This is a genomic window from Streptomyces sp. NPDC048171 (assembly GCF_043202655.1).
In the GTDB taxonomy this organism is placed as follows: Bacteria; Actinomycetota; Actinomycetes; order Streptomycetales; family Streptomycetaceae; genus Streptomyces.
Window position 1 is genome coordinate 255,524 of the sequence record NZ_JBIDAU010000010.1, and the last position, 21,052, is coordinate 276,575.

General features: G+C 70.6%; 22 protein-coding genes. 13 read left to right on the forward strand and 9 right to left on the reverse strand.

Annotated features, from left to right (window positions below; all coding sequences use genetic code 11):
- Positions 1–30: 30 nt before the first annotated feature.
- The 5 genes from pgl to tkt are packed head-to-tail and all read right to left on the reverse strand — an operon-like array spanning position 31 to position 6,635.
- On the reverse strand, positions 31–816 hold the full coding sequence (gene pgl / locus ACGF3J_RS28200; RefSeq protein ID WP_161332845.1) for a 6-phosphogluconolactonase: 786 nt from the start codon (positions 814–816) through the stop codon (positions 31–33).
- A complete protein-coding gene (gene opcA, locus ACGF3J_RS28205; RefSeq protein WP_161332846.1) occupies positions 813–1,868 on the reverse strand; it encodes a glucose-6-phosphate dehydrogenase assembly protein OpcA in 1,056 nt (351 codons plus the stop codon). The genes pgl and opcA overlap by 4 nt, the downstream gene beginning before the upstream one ends.
- Entirely contained in the window at positions 1,865–3,388 is a 1,524-nt protein-coding gene (zwf, locus tag ACGF3J_RS28210) for a glucose-6-phosphate dehydrogenase (protein WP_161332847.1), read from the reverse strand. Before zwf ends, opcA begins: the two co-directional genes overlap by 4 nt.
- A 3-nt stretch (positions 3,389–3,391) precedes the next feature.
- Complete coding sequence (gene tal / locus ACGF3J_RS28215; protein WP_161332848.1) at positions 3,392–4,513, reverse strand: transaldolase; 1,122 nt, start codon at positions 4,511–4,513, stop codon at positions 3,392–3,394.
- Between the two features lie 34 nt (positions 4,514–4,547).
- Positions 4,548–6,635, reverse strand: a complete 2,088-nt coding sequence (gene tkt, locus ACGF3J_RS28220) for a transketolase (protein ID WP_393855019.1) — start codon at positions 6,633–6,635, stop codon at positions 4,548–4,550.
- A 361-nt stretch (positions 6,636–6,996) separates the two neighbouring features.
- On the opposite strand from tkt, the gene ACGF3J_RS28225 reads away from it, so the two are divergent.
- The 3 genes from ACGF3J_RS28225 to ACGF3J_RS28235 all read left to right on the forward strand — a co-directional run bounded on the left by ACGF3J_RS28225 (position 6,997) and on the right by ACGF3J_RS28235 (position 9,656).
- Positions 6,997–7,965 (forward strand): heme o synthase, encoded by a 969-nt coding sequence (locus ACGF3J_RS28225; RefSeq protein WP_202559145.1) that lies wholly within the window; start codon positions 6,997–6,999, stop codon positions 7,963–7,965.
- A 110-nt stretch (positions 7,966–8,075) separates the two neighbouring features.
- Complete coding sequence (locus tag ACGF3J_RS28230) at positions 8,076–8,435, forward strand: hypothetical protein (RefSeq protein ID WP_393855020.1); 360 nt, start codon at positions 8,076–8,078, stop codon at positions 8,433–8,435.
- 84 nt (positions 8,436–8,519) lie between these two features.
- On the forward strand, positions 8,520–9,656 hold the full coding sequence (locus ACGF3J_RS28235; protein WP_386933515.1) for an amidohydrolase family protein: 1,137 nt from the start codon (positions 8,520–8,522) through the stop codon (positions 9,654–9,656).
- Here ACGF3J_RS28235 and ACGF3J_RS28240 read toward each other — a convergent pair.
- From ACGF3J_RS28240 to ACGF3J_RS28255, 4 genes are all read right to left on the reverse strand, one after another.
- The gene (locus ACGF3J_RS28240; protein ID WP_161329135.1) at positions 9,643–10,653 is read right to left on the reverse strand and encodes a heme A synthase; all 1,011 of its coding nucleotides are present in this window, start codon (positions 10,651–10,653) and stop codon (positions 9,643–9,645) included. The genes ACGF3J_RS28235 and ACGF3J_RS28240 overlap by 14 nt on opposite strands.
- Positions 10,654–10,707: 54 nt before the next feature.
- On the reverse strand, positions 10,708–11,424 hold the full coding sequence (locus tag ACGF3J_RS28245) for an ABC transporter permease (RefSeq protein WP_202558187.1): 717 nt from the start codon (positions 11,422–11,424) through the stop codon (positions 10,708–10,710).
- Between the two features lie 53 nt (positions 11,425–11,477).
- A complete protein-coding gene (locus tag ACGF3J_RS28250) occupies positions 11,478–12,401 on the reverse strand; it encodes an ABC transporter ATP-binding protein (RefSeq protein ID WP_393855021.1) in 924 nt (307 codons plus the stop codon).
- A 123-nt stretch (positions 12,402–12,524) separates the two neighbouring features.
- Positions 12,525–13,313 carry an aminoglycoside N(3)-acetyltransferase gene (locus ACGF3J_RS28255; protein ID WP_161329138.1) on the reverse strand — a complete coding sequence of 263 codons (789 nt, stop codon included), beginning with the start codon at positions 13,311–13,313 and terminating at the stop codon, positions 12,525–12,527.
- A 160-nt stretch (positions 13,314–13,473) separates the two neighbouring features.
- Between ACGF3J_RS28255 and ACGF3J_RS28260 the strand changes: the two genes are divergently transcribed.
- The 10 genes from ACGF3J_RS28260 (at position 13,474) to ACGF3J_RS28305 (ending at position 21,030) form a co-directional block, all read left to right on the forward strand.
- Entirely contained in the window at positions 13,474–14,232 is a 759-nt protein-coding gene (locus tag ACGF3J_RS28260; RefSeq protein ID WP_161329139.1) for a metalloregulator ArsR/SmtB family transcription factor, read from the forward strand.
- Positions 14,229–15,650 (forward strand): Fe-S cluster assembly protein SufB, encoded by a 1,422-nt coding sequence (sufB, locus tag ACGF3J_RS28265; RefSeq protein ID WP_122614852.1) that lies wholly within the window; start codon positions 14,229–14,231, stop codon positions 15,648–15,650. Before ACGF3J_RS28260 ends, sufB begins: the two co-directional genes overlap by 4 nt.
- 60 nt (positions 15,651–15,710) lie before the next feature.
- Positions 15,711–16,895 (forward strand): Fe-S cluster assembly protein SufD, encoded by a 1,185-nt coding sequence (gene sufD / locus ACGF3J_RS28270; protein ID WP_161329140.1) that lies wholly within the window; start codon positions 15,711–15,713, stop codon positions 16,893–16,895.
- Positions 16,892–17,209 (forward strand): non-heme iron oxygenase ferredoxin subunit, encoded by a 318-nt coding sequence (locus tag ACGF3J_RS28275; protein ID WP_114531888.1) that lies wholly within the window; start codon positions 16,892–16,894, stop codon positions 17,207–17,209. The genes sufD and ACGF3J_RS28275 overlap by 4 nt, the downstream gene beginning before the upstream one ends.
- Before the next feature lie 7 nt (positions 17,210–17,216).
- Positions 17,217–17,981 carry a Fe-S cluster assembly ATPase SufC gene (sufC, locus tag ACGF3J_RS28280; protein ID WP_114531887.1) on the forward strand — a complete coding sequence of 255 codons (765 nt, stop codon included), beginning with the start codon at positions 17,217–17,219 and terminating at the stop codon, positions 17,979–17,981.
- Positions 17,978–19,234, forward strand: a complete 1,257-nt coding sequence (locus ACGF3J_RS28285; protein ID WP_161329141.1) for a cysteine desulfurase — start codon at positions 17,978–17,980, stop codon at positions 19,232–19,234. The genes sufC and ACGF3J_RS28285 overlap by 4 nt, the downstream gene beginning before the upstream one ends.
- A 17-nt stretch (positions 19,235–19,251) precedes the next feature.
- Positions 19,252–19,722 carry a Fe-S cluster assembly sulfur transfer protein SufU gene (sufU, locus tag ACGF3J_RS28290; protein WP_161329142.1) on the forward strand — a complete coding sequence of 157 codons (471 nt, stop codon included), beginning with the start codon at positions 19,252–19,254 and terminating at the stop codon, positions 19,720–19,722.
- Positions 19,719–20,051 carry a metal-sulfur cluster assembly factor gene (locus tag ACGF3J_RS28295; RefSeq protein WP_064727279.1) on the forward strand — a complete coding sequence of 111 codons (333 nt, stop codon included), beginning with the start codon at positions 19,719–19,721 and terminating at the stop codon, positions 20,049–20,051. The genes sufU and ACGF3J_RS28295 overlap by 4 nt, the downstream gene beginning before the upstream one ends.
- A gap of 95 nt (positions 20,052–20,146) precedes the next feature.
- The gene (locus ACGF3J_RS28300; protein WP_125493823.1) at positions 20,147–20,467 is read left to right on the forward strand and encodes a multidrug efflux SMR transporter; all 321 of its coding nucleotides are present in this window, start codon (positions 20,147–20,149) and stop codon (positions 20,465–20,467) included.
- Positions 20,467–21,030: a TetR/AcrR family transcriptional regulator gene (locus ACGF3J_RS28305; RefSeq protein WP_161330767.1), complete on the forward strand. Its 564-nt coding sequence runs from the start codon at positions 20,467–20,469 to the stop codon at positions 21,028–21,030. Before ACGF3J_RS28300 ends, ACGF3J_RS28305 begins: the two co-directional genes overlap by 1 nt.
- The last annotated feature ends 22 nt before the right edge of the window (positions 21,031–21,052 follow it).

Here is a 21,052-nt window from a genome sequence, read left to right on the forward strand (position 1 = left end):
CCCTCCCCTCCGACGCCGGACGGGCCGGGCCTACGCCGACGCCGGCGGGTACAACGACCTCGGCAACTGCGACGCCGCCGCCGAGTCCAGCAGCCACAGGGTGCGGGCGCGGCCCTTCGCACCGGCCGCCGGGGCCTGGATCTCGCCCGCCCCCGACAGGGCCATCGCGACCGCGTTCGCCTTGTCCTCGCCCGCCGCGAGCAGCCACACCTCGCGGGCCGCGCGGATCGCGGGCAGGGTGAGCGAGACGCGGGTGGGCGGCGGCTTGGGGGAGCCGTGGACGCCGATCACCGTGCGCTCCGTCTCCCGCACGCCCGGGTGCTCCGGGAACAGGGAGGCGACGTGCGTGTCCGGGCCGACGCCCAGCAGCAGGACGTCGAAGGACGGCACCGCGGCGTGGTTCTCGGGGACGGACGCCTCGGCCAGCTCCCGCGCGTACGCCGCCGCCGCGGCCTCCGCGTCGGCGCCGTGCGGGCCGTCGGACGCCGGCATCGCGTGCACCCGCTTCGGGTCCAGCGGCACCGAGTCCAGCAGCGCCTGGCGTGCCTGGGTGACGTTGCGCTCCGGGTCGCCCTCGGGCAGGAAGCGCTCGTCGCCCCACCACAGGTCGAGACGGCTCCAGTCGATCGCGTCCCGGGCCGGGGACCCGGCGAGTGCCGCGAGCAGGCCGTTGCCGTTGCGCCCGCCGGTGAGGACCACGGACGCGCTGCCCCGGGAGGCCTGCGCGTCCACGATCTTCGTGATGAGGCGAGCCGCGGCGGCCTCGGCCATCAGCTCTTTGTCGCGGTGCACGACCAGCTGAGGGGTCTCGCTCACTTCGCCGCCGCCTTCCTCACCGGTGTCTTCTCCTGCGCCGCGTCCTTCGCGCGGGCCTTCGCGACCGTTTCGACGGGAGCGGCGACCGCGACGGCGCCCTCCTGGCCGTCGGGGCCTCCTTTGGCCGGGGCGTTCAGCCGTTCCACCCCGTAGCGGAGCGCCGAGGCGTAGGTGTCGTCCGGGTCGAGGCGCCGCAGCTCCTCCGCGATCAGCTCGGCCGTGTCGCGGCGCTTGAGCGCCACCGCGCGGGACGGCTGGCCCTGGATCGACAGGTTCGCGAGCGACCCGTCGGCCCGGTCCAGGACGACCGGACCGCAGTCGGTGTCCATCCGGACCGCCGTCAGCCCCGGGCCGCTCGACGCGGAGCGCTTCACCGGGACGTCCAGCCGGTCCGCCAGCCACATCGCCAGCAGCTCGCAGCTCGGATTGAACTCCTCGCCCTCCACCTCGACCGCCTGCACCTGGCAGTCGACCTGGTCCAGGGCCGCCGCCAGCATCGAGCGCCACGGCGTGATGCGGGTCCAGGACAGGTCGGTGTCGCCCGGCGCGTAGGCGTCGGCGCGGGCCGCAAGCTCCCGTACCGGCTCCTCGCAGGCGTAGGTGTCGGTGACCCGGCGCTGGGCGAGGGCGCCGAGCGGGTCCCGGGCCGGGTCCAGCGGCGCGTTCACCGGCCACCACACCACGACCGGCGCGTCCGGCAGCAGCAGCGGCAGGACCACCGACTGGGCGTGGTCGACGACGTCGCCGTACAGCCGCAGCACGATCGTCTCGCCGGTGCCCGCGTCGGCGCCGAGGCGCACCTCGGCGTCCAGCCGCGACCTGGTCCGGTCCCGGGGTGAGCGCGAGACGCGTTTGATGACGACGAGCGTGCGCGAGGGGTGCTCGTGCGCGGCGTCGCTCGCGGCCTTCAGCGCGTCGTAGGCGTTCTCCTCGTCGGTGACGATGACCAGCGTCAGCACCATGCCGATGGCCGGGGTGCCGATGGCCCGGCGGCCGAGGACCAACGCCTTGTTGATCTTGCTGGCCGTGGTGTCCGTGAGGTCCGTCTTCATGGGCGGCGCCAGCTCCGTCCGTCTCGCTCCAGCATGTCGTCGGCCTCGACGGGGCCCCAGGTGCCGGCCGGGTACTGGGCCGGGGTGCCGTGCTGGTCCCAGTACACCTCGATCGGGTCGAGGATCTTCCAGGACAGCTCGACCTCCTCCGTGCGCGGGAAGAGGTTCGCGTCGCCGAGCAGCACGTCCAGGATGAGGCGCTCGTACGCCTCGGGGCTGGACTCCGTGAAGGACTCGCCGTACGCGAAGTCCATGGACACGTCCCGGATCTCCATCGACGTGCCCGGCACCTTGGAGCCGAACCGGACCGTGACGCCCTCGTCGGGCTGGACGCGGATGACGATCGCGTTCGAGCCCAGCTCCTCGGTGGCCGTCGTGTCGAAGGGGGAGTGCGGGGCCCGCTGGAAGACGACCGCGATCTCCGTGACGCGGCGGCCCAGACGCTTGCCGGTGCGCAGGTAGAAGGGGACGCCCGCCCAGCGGCGGTTGTCGATGCCGACCTTGATCGCGGCGTAGGTGTCGGTCTTCGACTTGGGGTCGATGCCCTCTTCCTCCAGGTAGCCGACGGCCTTCGCGCCGCCCTGCCACCCGGCCGCGTACTGGGCGTGCACGGTGTCCCGGCCCAGGTCCTTCGGGATCCGGACCGCGCCGAGCACCTTGGTCTTCTCGGCGGCCAGCGCGTCCGCGTCGAAGGAGGCGGGCTCCTCCATGGCGGTCAGCGCGAGCAGCTGGAGGAGGTGGTTCTGGATGACGTCACGGGCGGCGCCGATGCCGTCGTAGTAGCCGGCCCGGCCGCCGATGCCGATGTCCTCGGCCATCGTGATCTGCACGTGGTCGACGTACGACCGGTTCCAGATCGGCTCGAACATCGTGTTGGCGAACCGCAGCGCCAGGATGTTCTGGACGGTCTCCTTGCCCAGGTAGTGGTCGATGCGGAAGACCTGGTCGGAGCCGAAGACCTCGTGGACGATCGCGTTCAGTTCCTCGGCCGACTTCAGGTCGTGGCCGAACGGCTTCTCGATCACCGCGCGGCGCCAGGAGCCGCTCGACTGGTCGGCCAGCCCGTGCTTCTTCAGCTGCTGGATGACGACCGGGAAGGACTTCGGCGGCACCGAGAGGTAGAAGGCGAAGTTGCCGCCCGTCCCCTGTGCCTTGTCCAGCTCCTCGATGGTGCCGCGCAGCCGCTCGAAGGCCTCGTCGTCGTCGAAGGTGCCCTGGACGAAGCGCATCCCCTGGATGAGCTGCTGCCAGACCTCCTCGCGGAACGGCGTACGGGAGTGCTCCTTGACGGCGTCGTGCACGACCTGGGCGAAGTCCTCGTGTTCCCAGTCGCGGCGGGCGAATCCGACGAGCGAGAAGCCCGGCGGCAGCAGACCCCGGTTGGCGAGGTCGTACACGGCGGGCATGAGCTTCTTGCGGGAGAGGTCGCCGGTGACGCCGAAGATGACCAGACCCGACGGCCCCGCGATACGCGGGAGCCGTCGGTCTGCGGGGTCACGCAGCGGGTTGCTGCTTGACAATTCTCAGCCCTTCGAGGGAGCGAGGCGCTTGAGCTCCGCCTCCGTGGACTTGAGCAGGTCGTTCCAGGACGCCTCGAACTTCTCGACGCCCTCGTCCTCCAGGAGCTGGACCACCTCGTCGTAGGAGATCCCGAGCTTCTCGACCGCGTCGATGTCGGCACGGGCCTGCTCGTAGGTGCCGCCGGTGACGGTGTCGCCGGTGATCTCGCCGTGGTCCTCGGTGGCCAGCAGGGTGGCCTCCGGCATGGTGTTCACCGTGTTCGGCGCGACCAGGTCGGTGACGTACATGGTGTCGCTGTACGCCTTGTCCTTGACGCCGGTCGACGCCCACAGCGGACGCTGCTTGTTGGCGCCGGCCTTCTCCAGGGCCGCCCAGCGGTCGGTGGAGAAGAGCTCCTCGTACGCCTGGTAGGCGAGGCGGGCGTTGGCGACGGCGGCCTTGCCGCGCGCGGCCTTGGCCTCGTCGGTGCCGAGCGCGTCGATCCGCTTGTCGATCTCGGTGTCCACGCGCGACACGAAGAAGGACGCCACGGAGTGGATCTGCGAGAGGTCCAGGCCGCGTTCCTTGGCCTTCTCCAGGCCGGTCTGGAAGGCGTCCATGACCTTGCGGTAGCGCTCCAGCGAGAAGATCAGCGTGACGTTGACGCTGATGCCCAGACCGATGGTCTCGGCGATCGCCGGCAGGCCCGCCTCGGTGGCCGGGATCTTGATGAAGGTGTTCGGCCGGTCCACCAGCCAGGCCAGCTGCTTGGCCTCGGCCACCGTCGCGTGGGTGTTGTGCGCCAGGCGCGGGTCCACCTCGATGGAGACCCGGCCGTCCTTGCCGCCGGTGGAGTCGAAGACGGGGCGCAGGATGTCGGCGGCGTCGCGGACGTCCGCCGTGGTGATCATGCGGATGGCCTCTTCGACCGTGACCCCGCGGACGGCGAGATCGGCGAGCTGCTGGTCGTACCCGTCGCCCTGGGAGATCGCCTTCTGGAAGATCGACGGGTTGGTGGTGACGCCCACGACGTGCTGCTGGTCGATCAGCTCGGCGAGGTTGCCGGACGTGATCCGCTTGCGGGACAGGTCGTCCAGCCAGATCGCCACGCCTTCATCGGAGAGGCGCTTGAGTGCGTCTGTCATGGAAATTGCATCTCCTACGTGTCGTATACGGGCGTCAGCGCCGAGCCGCGGCGAGGGATTCCCGCGCGGCGTCGGCCACGTTCTCGGCGGTGAAGCCGAACTCCTTGAAGAGCACCTTGCCGTCGGCCGAGGCACCGAAGTGCTCCAGCGAGACGATGCGGCCGGAGTCTCCCACGTACTTGTGCCACGTCAGGCCGATACCGGCCTCGACCGCGACACGGGCACGCACGGACGGGGGCAGGACGCTGTCCCGGTACCCCTGGTCCTGCTGCTCGAACCACTCGACGGACGGCATCGACACCACACGCGTGGGCACACCGTCGGCCTGGAGCCGCTCGCGGGCATCCACGGCGACGTGGACCTCGGAGCCGGTGGCGACGAGCACGACCTCGGCGTCGCCTCCCTCGGCCTCGAACAGCACGTAGCCGCCCTTGGCGGCGTCGTCGTTGGGCTCGTACGTCGGCACGCCCTGGCGGGTCAGCGCCAGACCGTGCGGCTGGCCCTTGCCGAACTCCTTCGTCCAGCGGCGCAGGATCTCGCGCCAGGCGATCGCCGTCTCGTTGGCGTCCGCCGGACGGACCACGTTCAGACCCGGGATGGCGCGCAGCGAGGCGAGGTGCTCGACCGGCTGGTGGGTCGGGCCGTCCTCGCCGAGACCGATGGAGTCGTGCGTCCACACGTACGTCACCGGCAGGTGCATCAGCGCCGACAGGCGCACGGCGTTGCGCATGTAGTCGGAGAAGACCAGGAACGTTCCGCCGTAGATGCGGGTGTTGCCGTGCAGCGCGATGCCGTTCATCTCCGCGGCCATCGCGTGCTCGCGGATGCCGAAGTGGATGGTGCGGCCGTACGGGTCCGCCTCGGGCAGCGGGTTGCCCGCCGGGAGGAAGGAGGACGTCTTGTCGATCGTCGTGTTGTTCGAGCCGGCCAGGTCGGCCGAGCCGCCCCACAGCTCGGGCACGAACGCGCCGAGCGCCTGGAGCACCTTGCCGGACGCGGCGCGGGTGGCGACGCCCTTGCCCGTCTCGAAGACCGGGATCTTCTCCTCCCAGCCCTTGGGCAGCTCTCCCCGGGCGACACGCTCGTACTCGGCGGCGCGGTCGGGGTTGTTGTCCCGCCACTGCTGGAAGGACTTCTCCCACACGGCACGGGCCGCCCGGCCGCGCTCCAGGGCGCCGCGGGTGTGCTCGATGACCTCGTCGGAGACCTCGAAGGACTTCTCCGGGTCGAAGCCCAGGACGCGCTTGGTGGCCGCGACCTCCTCGTCGCCGAGCGCCGAGCCGTGGGCGGCCTCGGTGTTCTGCGCGTTCGGGGCGGGCCAGGCGATGATCGAGCGCATGGCGATGAAGGACGGCCGGTCGGTGACCTTCTTCGCCGCCTCGATGGCGTCGTAGAGCGCGTTCGGGTCCAGGTCCCCGTCCGGCTTCGGGGCGACGCGCTGCACGTGCCAGCCGTACGCCTCGTAGCGCTTGCAGGTGTCCTCGGAGACGGCGGTCTCCGTGTCACCCTCGATGGAGATGTGGTTGTCGTCCCACAGCAGGACCAGGTTGCCGAGCTTCTGGTGGCCCGCGAGGGAGGACGCCTCGGAGGAGATGCCCTCCTGGAGGCAGCCGTCACCGGCGATGCAGTAGATGAAGTGGTCGAACGGGGAGGTGCCCTCGGCGGCCTCCGGGTCGAACAGACCGCGCTCGTACCGCGCGGCCATCGCCATGCCCACCGCGTTGGCGACACCCTGGCCCAGCGGGCCGGTCGTCGTCTCCACGCCCGTGGTGTGGCCGTACTCCGGGTGCCCGGGGGTCTTGGAGCCCCAGGTGCGGAAGGACTCCAGGTCCGCCAGCTCCAGACCGAAGCCGGCCAGGTACAGCTGGGTGTAGAGGGTCAGGGACGAGTGGCCGGCGGACAGCACGAAGCGGTCGCGTCCGACCCAGTTCGCGTCGGCGGGGTCGTGCCGCATCACCTTCTGGAAGAGGGTGTAGGCGGCGGGCGCCAGGCTCATCGCCGTACCCGGATGGCCGTTGCCAACCTTCTGTACGGCATCGGCGGCCAGGACGCGGGCGGTGTCCACGGCCCGCTGGTCCAGTTCGGTCCACTCGAGGTCTGTGGTGGTCGGCTTGGTGCTCACCCTGAGTCAGGGCTCCTCTCCACATGTCGGATGCCGGTGCACGTGGGCGCCCACCGGCTGCCGGCGCGTCCGTGAGACCGGCCGGCCGCTGTCGAGCCTACCCCCGTAAGTACGTGCGTTTTTCCGCTGGAATCCAGACTGCCGGGACTCTTCTCGATCCGCCTGTCGACTGGGCGAAACCGCATTCGGCATGTGAATACGGAGCCGCTCATCTGACTGCTCAATCGACTCTCCGAACGCACGTCGGAGCACCCCTTCCAACACGACCCCACCCCCGCGAAGGCCGAGGTATGGGCAACGTCTAAAGTGGCGTGGTACGCGCGAGCCTTTACCGCCACTTCACACGGTCGGGCTTGCTGGGATGTCTCTGTCAGGGGTGTGCGTGACGGCCGTTGAATCCCGTCCTGCGGGGGTAATCGGGACGAGCCAGAGCCCGAGTCACCGGCCGTTCGGGGCCCGTGTCAAGGCGTTCGTGGCGCTGACCAAGCCGCGGATCATCGAGCTTCTGCTGATCACCACGGTTCCGGTGATGTTCCTCGCCGAACAGGGTGTTCCGGATCTGGGGCTGGTGCTGCTGACCTGCGTCGGCGGTTACCTCTCGGCCGGCGGCGCGAACGCGCTGAACATGTACATCGACCGCGACATCGACGCGTTGATGGACCGCACCTCGCAGCGCCCCCTGGTGACCGGCATGGTCAGCCCGGTGGAATGCCTCGTCTTCGGCATCACCCTGGCCGTCGTCTCCACCCTGCTGTTCGGCCTCACCGTCAACTGGCTGTCGGCCTGGCTCTCGCTCGGCGCGCTCCTCTTCTATGTGGTCGTCTACACGATGATCCTCAAGCGCCGCACCTCGCAGAACATCGTCTGGGGCGGCATCGCCGGCTGTCTCCCGGTGCTCATCGGCTGGTCGGCCGTGACCAACTCGATGTCCTGGGCGCCGATCATCCTCTTCGGGGTGATGTTCTTCTGGACGCCGCCGCACTACTGGCCGCTGTCCATGAAGGTCAAGGAGGACTACGCGCGCGTGGGCGTGCCGATGCTCCCGGTCATCGCGTCCAACAAGGTGGTCGCACGGCAGATCGTCATCTACAGCTGGGTGATGGTCGTGGTGTCGCTGCTGCTGACCCCGCTGGGCTACACCGGCTGGTTCTACACGGCCGTCGCCCTGGTGGCGGGCGGCATGTGGCTCTGGGAGGCGCACGGGCTGCAGAACCGCGCCAAGGCCGAGGTCACGGGCGGCAAGCTCAAGGAGATGCGGCTCTTCCACTGGTCCATCACCTACGTGTCGGTGCTGTTCCTCGCGATCGCGGTGGACCCCTTCCTGCGCTGAGCCCTCCGGGGCTGTGTCCGACGGGGGGGGGGGGGGGGGGGGGGGGGGGGCCCCCCCCCCCCCCCCCCCGCCCGTCGCCGTTCGATCTACCCGTCGGTAGCATCCTGGTCATGGCAGACACGCAGCAGGTGGACACGCAGCAGGGGGACCCGAAGGCCGACCGGCGCGCCGAGCGCCGGGTGGCGCGCCTCGCCCGGTCGATCGACTCCTTCTCCAAGGCGCACGGCGGCGCCGAGGCCCAGGTGGCCTACCTCGGTGAGCGCGGCGCCCGGATCGTCCTCGTGGGCGAGGACGGCGCCTGGGGAGACCTGGTCGCGCGCTCCCACGAGACGGCCCGGCAGGCCGTGGAGAAGTCCGGACTCACCGTCCACGCGGACTTCGACGGCGAGTTCGCCGCGAAGGTGACGACGGGCCGCTACGAGTGGTCGCGCATGGCCGGCATCCAGGTCGGCGGTCCGAGCAACACCTGAGACCGGGTTCACCCGTTAGGACCGTAGGAAGCCGTACGGCGCACGAGCCGTGACGGCCCGCGGTCCCGTCACGGGGGAGTCCGGATGATCGAAACGCCGTCCCTGGTGGACCAGTACTGCCACGGCGTCCTGAGAACGGAGCTGGGCCTCGGCACCTTCGAGGCCCAGCTGGCCCGCACCGAGGGTCCGCCCGCGCCGGGCACCACCCTCTTCGACACCCAGACCGGCTTCGCGGTACGCCGCTGGTGCCCGCCCCTGCTCGGCCTGGAACCGCACTGCCCTCCCGCCCGCTACCTGGCCCGGCGCCGCGAGCTGGGCGTCATGGAGGCCGACCGCAGGCTGCTGCGCGGCAGCGGCATCACGACGTACCTGGTGGACGCGGGGCTGCCCGGCGACCTGACCGGACCGGGGGAGATGGCGTCCGCGGCGGACGCCGACACCCACGAGATCGTGCGCCTCGAACTGCTGGCCGAACAGGTCGCCGACACCTCCGGCACCGTCGAGTCCTTCCTCGCCAACCTCGCCGAGGCGGTGCACGGGGCCGCCGCGGGCGCGGTCGCCTTCACCTCGGTCGCGGGCGTACGGCACGGACTCGCGCTCGCTCCCGAACCACCCGGCCCCGGCGAGGTGCGCGGGGCCGCCGGGCGCTGGCTGGCCGGGCGCGAGGTGGGCGGGGAACTGAGCGACCCGGTGCTGCTGCGGCACCTGCTGTGGATCGCCGTCGCCTCCGGACTGCCGCTCCAGCTGCACGCGGGCCTCGGCGAGCCGGGCCTGCGCATCGACCGCACCGACCCGGTCCTGCTCACGGACTTCGTCCGGGCCACCGCGGGGCTCGGCACCGACCTGGTCCTCCTGCACGGCTATCCGTACCACCGCCACGCCGCCCACCTGGCGGGCGTCTTCCCGCACGTCTACGCCGACTCCGGCGCCGCCCTGGTGCGCACCGGCGCGCGGGCCGCGACGGTGCTCGCGGAGATCCTGGAGCTGGCGCCCTTCGGCAAGATCCTGTTCTCCAGCGGTGCCCAGGGCCTGCCCGAGCTGCACGTGGTGGCCGCCCGCCTGTTCCGCGAGGCCCTCGGCCGGGTGCTGGGCACCTGGGTGGCCGAGGGGGCGTGGTGCCTGGGGGACGCGCAGCGGGTGGCCGCCATGATCGCGTCGGGGAACGCGGGCCGGGTCTACGGACTGGAGCAGGTCCCGGCGGGCGCGGTCAGGCCCGGCTGAGCGTCGCCTCCGCCGAAGGGCCCGGCACCCCCGCCGCCGGCTCCCACGCCCGCTCGCGCACGGCCAGCAGCACCCGCAGCACCGCGATCCACACCAGGCACGAGCCGAGCATGTGCAGCCCGACCAGGACCTCGGGCAGGTCGGTGAAGTACTGGACGTAGCCGATGACGCCCTGGGCGAGCAGCACCAGGAAGAGGTCACGGGTACGGGACAGCGGGCCCTTGGGCGCGTCGACCGCTTTCAGCACGAACCACAGGGCGAACGTCAGCGTCACCACGATCCACGCCAGGACGGCGTGCGCCTTGCTCACCATCTCCCAGTCGACCGGCATCCGCGCGACCTCGCTGGAGTCGCCCGCGTGCGGACCGGAGCCGGTGACGACCGTGCCGACCGCGATCAGCAGCACGGAGACGACGGTCAGCACCCACACCATCTGCTGCACGGGCCTGCCGACCAGCGGCCGGGGTGCCGCGTCGCCCTCCCGGGTGCGCTGCCACATCACGGTGGCGACCGCGATCAGCGCGCTGGACAGCAGGAAGTGCGCGGCGACCGTGTACGGGTTGAGACCGACCAGGACCACGATGCCGCCGAGGATCGCGTTGCCCATCACGATCCAGAACTGCGCCCAGCCCAGCCGGGTCAGCGAGCGCCGGAACGGCTTCTGCGACCTCGCGGCGATGATCGCCCAGCCGACCGCCGCGCACAGCACGTAGGCCAGCATGCGGTTGCCGAACTCGATGACGCCGTGGACGCCCATCTCGCTGGTGTTGGTCAGCGAGTCCTCGGTGCACTTCGGCCAGGTCGGGCAGCCGAGGCCCGAGCCGGTCAGGCGCACCGCGCCGCCGGTCACCACGATGACCACCGACATGACGAGGGCGACGAGAGCCGCCCGCCGGACGGTCCGGGGATCCGGGGTCCAGCGCGCGGCGATGAAGGCGAGCGGGTTGCGCACGGCGGCTACGGCGTCGGCGCGGGTCACGTTTGGCACGCCGTCCATCGTAGGGGTCCGCTTGTGCACGCTTTCACGAGGGTCGGTCCTGGGGACGCGGCCCTACTCCCAGCGGAAGAACTTCCCGGCGGCCGCGAGTCCCGCGACCGCCCACACGGCGAGGATCGCCAGGTTCCCCCACGGCATCCCGGCACCGTGCTGGAGCACGTCGCGCAGCCCGTCCGACAGGGCGGCGATGGGCAGCAGCCCCAGCACGTCCTGCGCGGCGTCCGGGAACCTGTCCAGCGGCACGATCACCCCGCCGCCCACGAGCAGCAGCAGGAAGACCAGGTTGGCGGCGGCCAGCGTGGCCTCCGCCTTCAGCGTGCCCGCCATGAGCAGCCCGAGCCCGGAGAAGGCCGCCGTGCCGGCGACCAGGAGCAGCAGCACCGCCACCGGGTTGCCGTGCGGCGACCAGCCCAGCGCGAAGGCGATCACCGTCAGCAGGACGATCTGGAGCACCTCGGTGACCAGCACCGACACCGTCTTCGCGGCCATCAGCGCCCAGCGGGGCAGCGGCGACGCGGCCAGCCGCTTCAGCACCCCGTACCGGCGCTCGAAGCCGGTGGCGATGGCCTGTCCGGTGAACGCCGTGGACATGACGGCGAGGGCGAGCACGCCGGGGGCGAGGAAGTCGACGGCCTCCTCGGTGCCGGTGTCGACGATGTCCACGGTGCTGAACAGGACGAGCAGCAGCGTCGGGATGATCACCGTCAGCAGCAGCTGCTCGCCGTTGCGCAGCAGCATCCTGGTCTCCAGCGCCGCCTGCGCCGCGATCATGCGTCCGAGGGGCGCGGCACCGGGCTTCGGTGCGTACGTACCGGTCGTGGTGGTCACCCGCGCAACTCCTTGCCGGTCAGCTCCAGGAACACGTCCTCCAGGGTGTGCCGCTCCACCGAGATGCGGTCCGGCATCACCCCGTGCTGGGCGCACCACGAGGTCACCGTCGCGAGCAGCTGCGGGTCGACCTTGCCGACGACGCGGTAGGAGCCCGGCGTCAGCTCGGCCGCCGCGGAGTCCGGGGGCAGCGCCTTGAGGAGCGAGGCCATGTCAAGTCCCGGCCGGCCGGTGAACCGCAGGGTGTTCTCGGCGCCGCCGCGGCACAGGTCTTCGGGTGATCCCTGGGCGATGACCCGGCCCGCGTCGATGATGGCGACGTCGTCGGCCAGCTGCTCGGCCTCGTCCATGTGGTGGGTGGTGAGGATGACGGAGACGCCGTCGCCGCGCAGGTCCCGCACCAGGTCCCAGGTGGCGCGGCGGGCCTGGGGGTCCAGGCCGGCCGTCGGCTCGTCCAGGAACACCAGTTCCGGACGCCCGACCACCGCCATCGCCAGGGCGAGCCGCTGCTGCTGCCCGCCGGAGAGCCTGCGGTACGTGGTCCGGCCGCACGACCCCAGGCCGAGCCGCTCGATCAGCGCGTCGACGGCCAGAGGATGGGCGTGCAGCTTCGCGACGTGGCGCAGCATCTCGTCGGCCCGGGCGCCGGAGTAGACACCGCCGGACTGGAGCATCACCCCGATCCGGGGCCGCAGCTCGGCGCCCTGCCCCACCGGGTCGAGGCCCAGGACGCGCACCGTCCCGGAGTCCGGCCTGCGGTATCCCTCACAGGTCTCGACGGTCGTCGACTTGCCCGCTCCGTTGGGGCCGAGTACGGCGGTGACGCCCGCCCCGGCCACCAGGTCCAGGCCGTCCACCGCGGTCTTCGTGCCGTACCGCTTCACCAGGGCCTGCACCTGGACCACGGGCTCGCTTCGCATGGGTCACGAGTCTAGGGAGACGGCGCGGCGCCCGGGCGCGGGGGTACGGGATCTCCCCCGCACGGGGCGGGGGCGGTGCGATTCCGGGGCGTGGGGTGCGCCACCCGGCGGCGCGCCGGACCGTCAGTCGCGGGGGCGGTGCAGGGGCAGCCACCGTTCGGCGTAGGCGACCGCGTCCGGCAGGGGGAACAGGCGTGCGGGTGCCGCGCCGACGGTGTCGCGGGCGACCGGCCGGTCGCGTTCGAAGTCGTGGCCGAGTTCGTCGAAGCGGTCCGACGTGATCGACACCTCGGTCACCCGTTCCCAGCCCACAGGACCCGGGCGCCCCACCTCCACCAGAGGGGAGGGGATCCGGTACTCGGCCAGGTGGAAGGCGGTGCACGCCTCGTATCCCGCGCCGAGCAGCAGGACCCGGGCGCCGAGCCGTTCCAGCGTGGCCAGCGGGCTGCGCTCGCCGAGCCGGCAGTCGGTCGCGTGGCCCTCGACCACCTCGGCGGCGCGCGCCCCGAGGGCCGCGAACGAGGTCTGCGGATGGGCGCTGCGCAGGGCGCCGGGCCAGGTGCGGACGGTCTCGGGGATCACCCCGACGCCGCGCGAGGGTGTGATCAGCGGGTCGTAGGCGGGGGTCGCCCGGCGCACGGTGTCCCACCACTCCTCGGGCACCGGAGGGCTGGTCCACAGGGCCGGGTCCGACAGGTCGCCCGTCTGCGTCGGGACCACCAGGGTGCCGACCGGACCGAGGACGTCGAGCAGTCCCTGGACCACCGCGACCGGCCCTCCGCAGACCCAGCCGAGTGAGCTGAGGGAGGTGTGCGCGAGGAGGATGTCGCCGGTCCGCACACCCAGCTCGCGCAGCCCCGCTGCGATGGTGCCGCGGGTGACGAGTGGGCCGGTCGGAGGGGGTGTGGGCATGCCGGGGAGTGTCCCGCAGGCCCGTCCGGGGCGCCACCGAATTGATCGATCAAAGATCGTTTCCGCAGGTCAGATTAGGTATACCTAAGTGACGCAGGGCACCGTCGGAAGATCCGGACGCGGCTTGCCCGCCTCCGAGGAATTACGCAACAATGGCGTTGTGAAAAACGTTGGCGAGGCTCCGCAGGAGGAACTCGCGACCGGTGAGCGGTCCACCCGCAACCGTGTCGCGCGCTCCATCCTGGACCACGGGCCGTCGACGGTCGCCGACCTCGCCGGACGCCTGGGCCTCACCCAGGCGGCGGTCCGGCGCCACCTCGACGCCCTGGTCGCCGACGACGTGGTCGAGGCACGCGAGCAGCGGGTCTACGGCACGCGCACCCGCGGACGCCCCGCCAAGGTCTTCGCGCTCACCGACTGCGGCCGCGACGCCTTCGACCAGTCGTACGACAAGCTGGCCGTGGACGCCCTGCGCTGGATCGCCGAGCGGGAGGGCGGGGAGCAGGCGATCGCCGCCTTCGCCAGGGCCCGGATCGCCGCCCAGGGCGGCCCCTACCGCGAGGCGGTCGAGTCCGCCCCGCCCGAGCAGCGCACCGAAGCGCTGGCCAAGGCCCTGAGCGCGGACGGGTACGCTGCTACCGCGCGGAGCGCACCCCATCCGCAGCAGGGCGAGCAGCTGTGCCAGCACCACTGCCCGGTCGCCCACGTCGCAGAGCAGTTTCCGCAGCTGTGCGAGGCGGAGACGGAATTTTTCGCCGAGCTGCTCGGTACGCATGTACAGCGGCTCGCGACCATCGCGCACGGCGACGGGGTCTGCACCACGTTCATTCCGAAGACCTCGCACGCGCCGCCCGCGGCGCACACGTCCGAGAACACCGCTAACGCATCTGCAAGCACGGCCGGGAGGAACCCCGCATGACTCTCCCCACGGAGACTGCCCACCCCGAGCTCGAGGGCCTGGGCAAGTACGAATACGGCTGGGCCGACTCCGACACGGCCGGCGCCTCTGCCAAGCGCGGCATCAACGAGGACGTCGTCCGCGACATCTCCGCGAAGAAGAACGAGCCGGAGTGGATGACCAAGCTCCGCCTCAAGGGCCTGCGCCTCTTCGAGAAGAAGCCCATGCCGAACTGGGGCTCGGACCTGTCGGGCATCGACTTCGACAACATCAAGTACTTCGTGCGCTCCACCGAGAAGCAGGCGGAGTCCTGGGAGGACCTGCCCGAGGACATCAAGAACACCTACGACAAGCTCGGCATCCCCGAGGCGGAGAAGCAGCGCCTCGTCGCCGGTGTCGCCGCGCAGTACGAGTCGGAGGTCGTCTACCACCAGATCCGCGAGGACCTGGAGGAGCAGGGCGTCATCTTCCTGGACACCGACACGGCCCTGAAGGAGCACCCGGAGCTCTTCAAGGAGTACTTCGGGACCGTCATCCCCGTCGGCGACAACAAGTTCGCCTCGCTGAACAGCGCGGTGTGGTCCGGCGGCTCCTTCATCTACGTGCCGAAGGGCGTGCACGTCGAGATCCCGCTCCAGGCCTACTTCCGTATCAACACGGAGAACATGGGCCAGTTCGAGCGGACCCTGATCATCGTCGACGAGGGTGCCTACGTGCACTACGTCGAGGGCTGCACGGCGCCGATCTACAAGAGCGACTCGCTGCACTCCGCGGTGGTCGAGATCATCGTCAAGAAGAACGCCCGCTGCCGCTACACGACCATCCAGAACTGGTCGAACAACGTCTACAACCTGGTCACCAAGCGCGCCGTGGCGTACGAGGGCGCGACCATGGAGTGGATCGACGGCAACATCGGCTCCAAGGTGACGATGAAGTACCCGGCCGTCTACCTGATGGGCGAGCACGCCAAGGGCGAGACCCTGTCCATCGCCTTCGCGGGCGAGGGCCAGCACCAGGACGCCGGCTCCAAGATGGTCCACATGGCGCCGAACACGTCGTCCAACATCGTCTCGAAGTCCGTGGCGCGCGGCGGCGGCCGTACGTCCTACCGCGGTCTCGTCGAGATCGGCGAGGGCGCCCACGGCTCCAAGTCGAACGTGCTGTGCGACGCGCTGCTCGTCGACACCATCTCCCGCTCCGACACGTACCCCTACGTGGACGTCCGCGAGGACGACGTGTCCATGGGCCACGAGGCGACCGTCTCCAAGGTCTCCGAGGACCAGCTCTTCTACCTGATGAGCCGCGGTCTGACCGAGTTCGAGGCGATGGCGATGATCGTGCGCGGCTTCGTCGAGCCGATCGCCAAGGAGCTGCCCATGGAGTACGCCCTCGAGCTCAACCGGCTGATCGAGCTGCAGATGGAAGGCGCGGTCGGCTGAGGCCCGTCCTTCGCAGCACTCCCCGATTTCTTGACGCAGGAAGAGAGCAGACCGACAGCCATGGCTGAGGCTCAGAACATCCCCGTGGGGTCCACCACCGCGGGCCAGATCGCGGTGGCCGCCGAGTCGACCGTCGCCACGCGCATGAGCGCGCCCGCGTCCTTCGACGTGGCGGACTTCCCGGTCCCCCACGGCCGCGAGGAGGAGTGGCGGTTCACGCCGCTGGAGCGGCTGCGCGGGCTGCACGACGGCACCGCGGTCGCCACCGGTGACGGCGTGAAGGTCGACATCGACGCGCCCGAGGGCGTGGTCGTCGAGACCGTCGGCCGCGACGACGCGCGCATCGGCCGGGCCGGTACCCCGGTGGACCGGGTCGCCGCCCAGGCGTACTCGGCGTTCGAGAAGGCGGGTGTGATCACCGTCCCCAAGGAGACGGTCCTCACCGAGCCGATCCGCATCGCCGTGCACGGCGACGGCGGCACCGCCTACGCCCACCAGGTCGTCGAGCTGGGCGCCTTCGCCGAGGCCGTGGTCGTCATCGACCACACCGGTGACGCGGTGCTCGCCGCCAACGTCGACTACGTCCTGGGCGACGGCGCCAAGCTGACCGTCGTCTCCGTCCAGGACTGGGACGACAAGGCCGTGCACGTCGGCCAGCACAACGCGCTGATCGGCCGCGACGCCGGCTTCAAGTCCTTCGTCGTCACCTTCGGCGGCGACCTGGTCCGGCTGCACCCGCGCGTCGCCTACGCGGGACCCGGCGGCGAGGCCGAGCTGTTCGGCCTGTACTTCACCGACGCCGGCCAGCACCAGGAGCACCGCCTCCTGGTCGACCACAACGTCCCGCACTGCAAGTCCAACGTCGTCTACAAGGGCGCGCTCCAGGGCGACGACGCGCACGCGGTCTGGATCGGCGACGTGCTGATCGAGGCCGCGGCAGAGGGCACCGACACCTACGAGATGAACCGCAACCTCGTCCTCACGGACGGCGCGCGGGTCGACTCGGTGCCCAACCTGGAGATCGAGACCGGCGAGATCGTCGGCGCCGGCCACGCCTCCGCCACCGGCCGCTTCGACGACGAGCAGCTCTTCTACCTGATGGCGCGCGGCATCCCCGAGATCGACGCCCGCCGCCTGGTGGTCCGCGGCTTCTTCGCCGAACTGGTCCAGCAGATCGGTGTCCCGGACATCGAGGAGCGCCTGATCGCCAAGATCGAGGAAGAGCTGGAGGCGTCGGTCGCATGACCTTCGTACGCGTCTGTGGAGCGGACGAGCTGGAGGAGGACACCCCCAAGAGGGTGGAACTCGACGGCACGCCGATCTCCGTCGTGCAGACCGAGGGCGAGCTGTTCGCGATCCACGACATCTGCTCGCACGCGAACGTCTCGCTGGCCGAGGGCGAGGTCGACGACTGCCACATCGAGTGCTGGCTGCACGGCTCGCGCTTCGACCTCCGTTCCGGCAAGCCCGACAGTCTTCCGGCGACGCGCCCCGTCCCCGTTTACCCCGTAAAGATCGAAGGGGACGACGTGCTCGTCTCCCTCACCCAGGAGTCCTGAGGCACCCATGGCAACGCTTGAAATCCGAGACCTGCACGTCACCGTCGAGGCCGACAACGCCACGAAGGAGATCCTCAAGGGCGTCGACCTCACCGTGAAGCAGGGCGAGACGCACGCCATCATGGGCCCGAACGGCTCCGGCAAGTCGACCCTCGCCTACTCCCTCGCGGGTCACCCCAAGTACACGATCACCAGCGGCACCGTCCTGCTCGACGGCGAGGACGTCCTGGAGATGTCCGTCGACGAGCGCGCCCGCGCCGGCCTCTTCCTCGCCATGCAGTACCCGGTCGAGGTCCCCGGCGTCTCGGTCTCCAACTTCCTGCGCACCTCCGCCACCGCCGTCCGCGGCGAGGCCCCCAAGCTGCGCACCTGGGTGAAGGAGGTCAAGGAGGCCATGCAGAACCTCAACATGGACCCCGCCTTCGCCGAGCGCAACGTCAACGAGGGCTTCTCCGGCGGTGAGAAGAAGCGCCACGAGATCCTCCAGCTGGAGCTGCTCAAGCCGAAGGTCGCGATCCTCGACGAGACCGACTCCGGCCTCGACGTCGACGCCCTGCGGGTCGTCTCCGAGGGCGTCAACCGCGTCCGCGAGACCGGTGAGGTCGGCACCCTGCTGATCACCCACTACACGCGCATCCTGCGCTACATCAAGCCCGACCACGTCCACGTCTTCGCCAACGGCCGGATCGCCGAGTCCGGCGGCCCCGAGCTGGCCGACAAGCTCGAGGCCGAGGGCTACGAGGCATACACGAAGGGTGGCGCATCCGAGTGACACAGCTGCCGGGCCTCCTCGACACTGAGGCGATCCGCAAGGACTTCCCCATCCTGGACCGTCAGGTCCACGACGGGCGCAAGCTCGTGTACCTGGACAACGCGGCGACCAGCCAGAAGCCGCGACAGGTGCTGGACGCGCTCAGCGAGTACTACGAGCGCTACAACGCCAACGTCCACCGCGGTGTGCACGTCCTCGCCGAGGAGGCCACGGCGCTGTACGAGGGCGCGCGCGACAAGGTCGCGGAGTTCATCAACGCTCCCTCGCGGGACGAGGTGATCTTCACCAAGAACGCCTCGGAGTCCCTGAACCTCGTCGCCAACATGCTGGGCTGGGCCGACGAGCCGTACCGCGTGGACCACGAGACCGAGATCGTCATCACGGAGATGGAGCACCACTCCAACATCGTGCCGTGGCAGCTGCTCGCGCAGCGCACCGGCGCGAAGCTCCGCTGGTTCGGCCTGACCGACGACGGCCGCCTCGACCTGTCCAACATCGACGAGGTCATCACCGAGAAGACGAAGATCGTCTCCTTCGTGCTGGTCTCCAACATCCTGGGCACCCAGAACCCGGTCGAGGCGATCGTGCGCCGCGCCCAGGAGGTCGGCGCGCTCGTGTGCGTCGACGCCTCCCAGGCCGCGCCGCACATGCCGCTGGACGTACAGGCGCTCCAGGCCGACTTCGTGGCCTTCACCGGCCACAAGATGTGCGGCCCGACCGGCATCGGCGTCCTGTGGGGCCGCCAGGAGCTGCTGGAGGACCTCCCGCCGTTCCTCGGCGGCGGCGAGATGATCGAGACCGTCTCGATGCACTCCTCCACGTACGCCCCGGCGCCGCACAAGTTCGAGGCGGGCACGCCCCCGGTCGCTCAGGCGGTCGGTCTGGGCGCGGCGATCGACTACTTGCGGTCGATCGGCATGGACAAGATCCTCGCGCACGAGCACGCGCTGACCGAGTACGCGGTCAAGCGGTTGCTGGAGGTCCCCGACCTGCGCATCATCGGTCCCACCACGGCCGAGGAGCGCGGCGCGGCGATCAGCTTCACGCTCGGCGACATCCATCCGCACGACGTGGGCCAGGTCCTCGACGAGCAGGGCATCGCGGTCCGGGTCGGCCACCACTGCGCCCGCCCCGTCTGCCTGCGCTACGGAATTCCTGCGACCACGCGAGCGTCGTTCTATCTGTACTCCACGCCGGCCGAGATCGACGCACTGGTCGACGGTCTGGAGCACGTACGGAACTTCTTCGGCTGACGGGACGAGCGAAGAGCATGAAGCTGGACTCCATGTACCAGGAAGTCATCCTGGACCACTACAAGCACCCGCACGGGCGGGGCTTGCGGGATGGCGACGCCGAGGTCCACCACGTCAACCCGACATGCGGCGACGAGATCACCCTCCGCGTGAAGTACGACGGCACGACGATCAGTGACGTCAGCTACGAGGGCCAGGGCTGCTCGATCAGCCAGGCGAGCGCCTCCGTGCTGAACGACCTGCTGGTCGGCAAGGACCTCGCCCAGGCGCAGCGGATCCAGGAGACCTTCCTGGAGCTGATGCAGTCCAAGGGCAGGATCGAGCCCGACGACGAGATGGAGGAGATCCTGGAGGACGCGGTCGCGTTCGCCGGGGTCTCGAAGTACCCGGCCCGGGTCAAGTGCGCCCTGCTGAGCTGGATGGCCTGGAAGGACGCGACGGCCCAGGCGCTGGACGGCGCCGACGCCGAGAAGGAGACGACGGCATGACTGAGACCGTGGAAATGAAGCCTGCCTCCGAGGAGGAGGTCCGCGAGGCCCTGCTGGACGTGGTGGACCCCGAGCTGGGCATCGACGTCGTCAACCTGGGCCTGATCTACGGCGTCCACATCGACGACGCGAACATCGCGACCATCGACATGACCCTGACGTCGGCGGCCTGCCCGCTGACGGATGTGATCGAGGACCAGGCCAAGTCCGCCACGGACGGCCTCGTCAGCGAGCTGCGCATCAACTGGGTCTGGATGCCGCCGTGGGGCCCGGACAAGATCACGGACGACGGCCGCGAGCAGCTGCGGGCGCTCGGCTTCAACGTCTGAGACGGTCTGAGCCGCACCGCTTTCCAGAACGGCGACGCCCATCGGGCGTCGCCGTTCTGGTGTTGTCGGGCCCTTCGTTATGTACGCTCGTACACATGGGATATCTGCTCCTGGCCGGAGCCATCGCCGCCGAGGTCGCCGGAACCACCGCCATGAAGTACAGCGAGGGCTTCAGCAGGCTGGTCCCCTCGCTGCTGACGGCGCTCGGGTACGTGCTCTCCTTCGCGCTGCTCGCGCAGACCCTGAAGGTGCTGTCCGTCGGCACCGCCTACGCCATCTGGGCGGGCGTGGGCACGGCCGCGATCGCCACGATCGGGGTGGCGTTCATGGGGGAGGGGATGACGCTCACCAAGGCCGCCGGTATCGCGCTGATCATCATCGGCGTCGTCGTCCTCAATCTGGGCGGCGCGCACTGATGTCCCGCCGCTACGACCCCGAGCGGCGCCAGCGCCTCATCGACGCGGCGATCCGGGTGGTCGGCCGCAAGGGCATCGCCGGCCTCAGCCACCGCACGGCCGCCGCCGAGGCGGACGTACCGCTGGGCTCGACGACGTACCACTTCGCGACCCTGGACGAGCTGCTGGTCGCCGCCCTGCGCCAGGCCAACGAGGGTTTCGCCAAGGTCGTGGCCGCGCACCCGGGCCTGTCCGACCCCGACGCCGACCTGCCGGGCGAACTGGCCCGTGTGCTCGGCGAGTGGCTGGCCGGCGACCGCACGGGCGTGGAGCTGGAGTACGAGCTGTACCTGGCCGCGCTGCGCCGCCCCGCCCTGCGTCCGGTGGCGGCCGAGTGGGCCGAGGGCGTCGCGGACCTGCTCTCCCACCGCACGGACCCGCTCACGGCGCGGGCGCTGGTCGCGGTGATGGACGGCGTCTGCCTCCAGGTGCTGCTGACGGACGCGCCCTACGACGAGGAGTACACGCGGGAGGTACTGGCTCGGGTGATCCCACCGGCCCCGCCGACCCCACCGGGCCGGTGACCCCGCGGGGCGAGACGGCCGC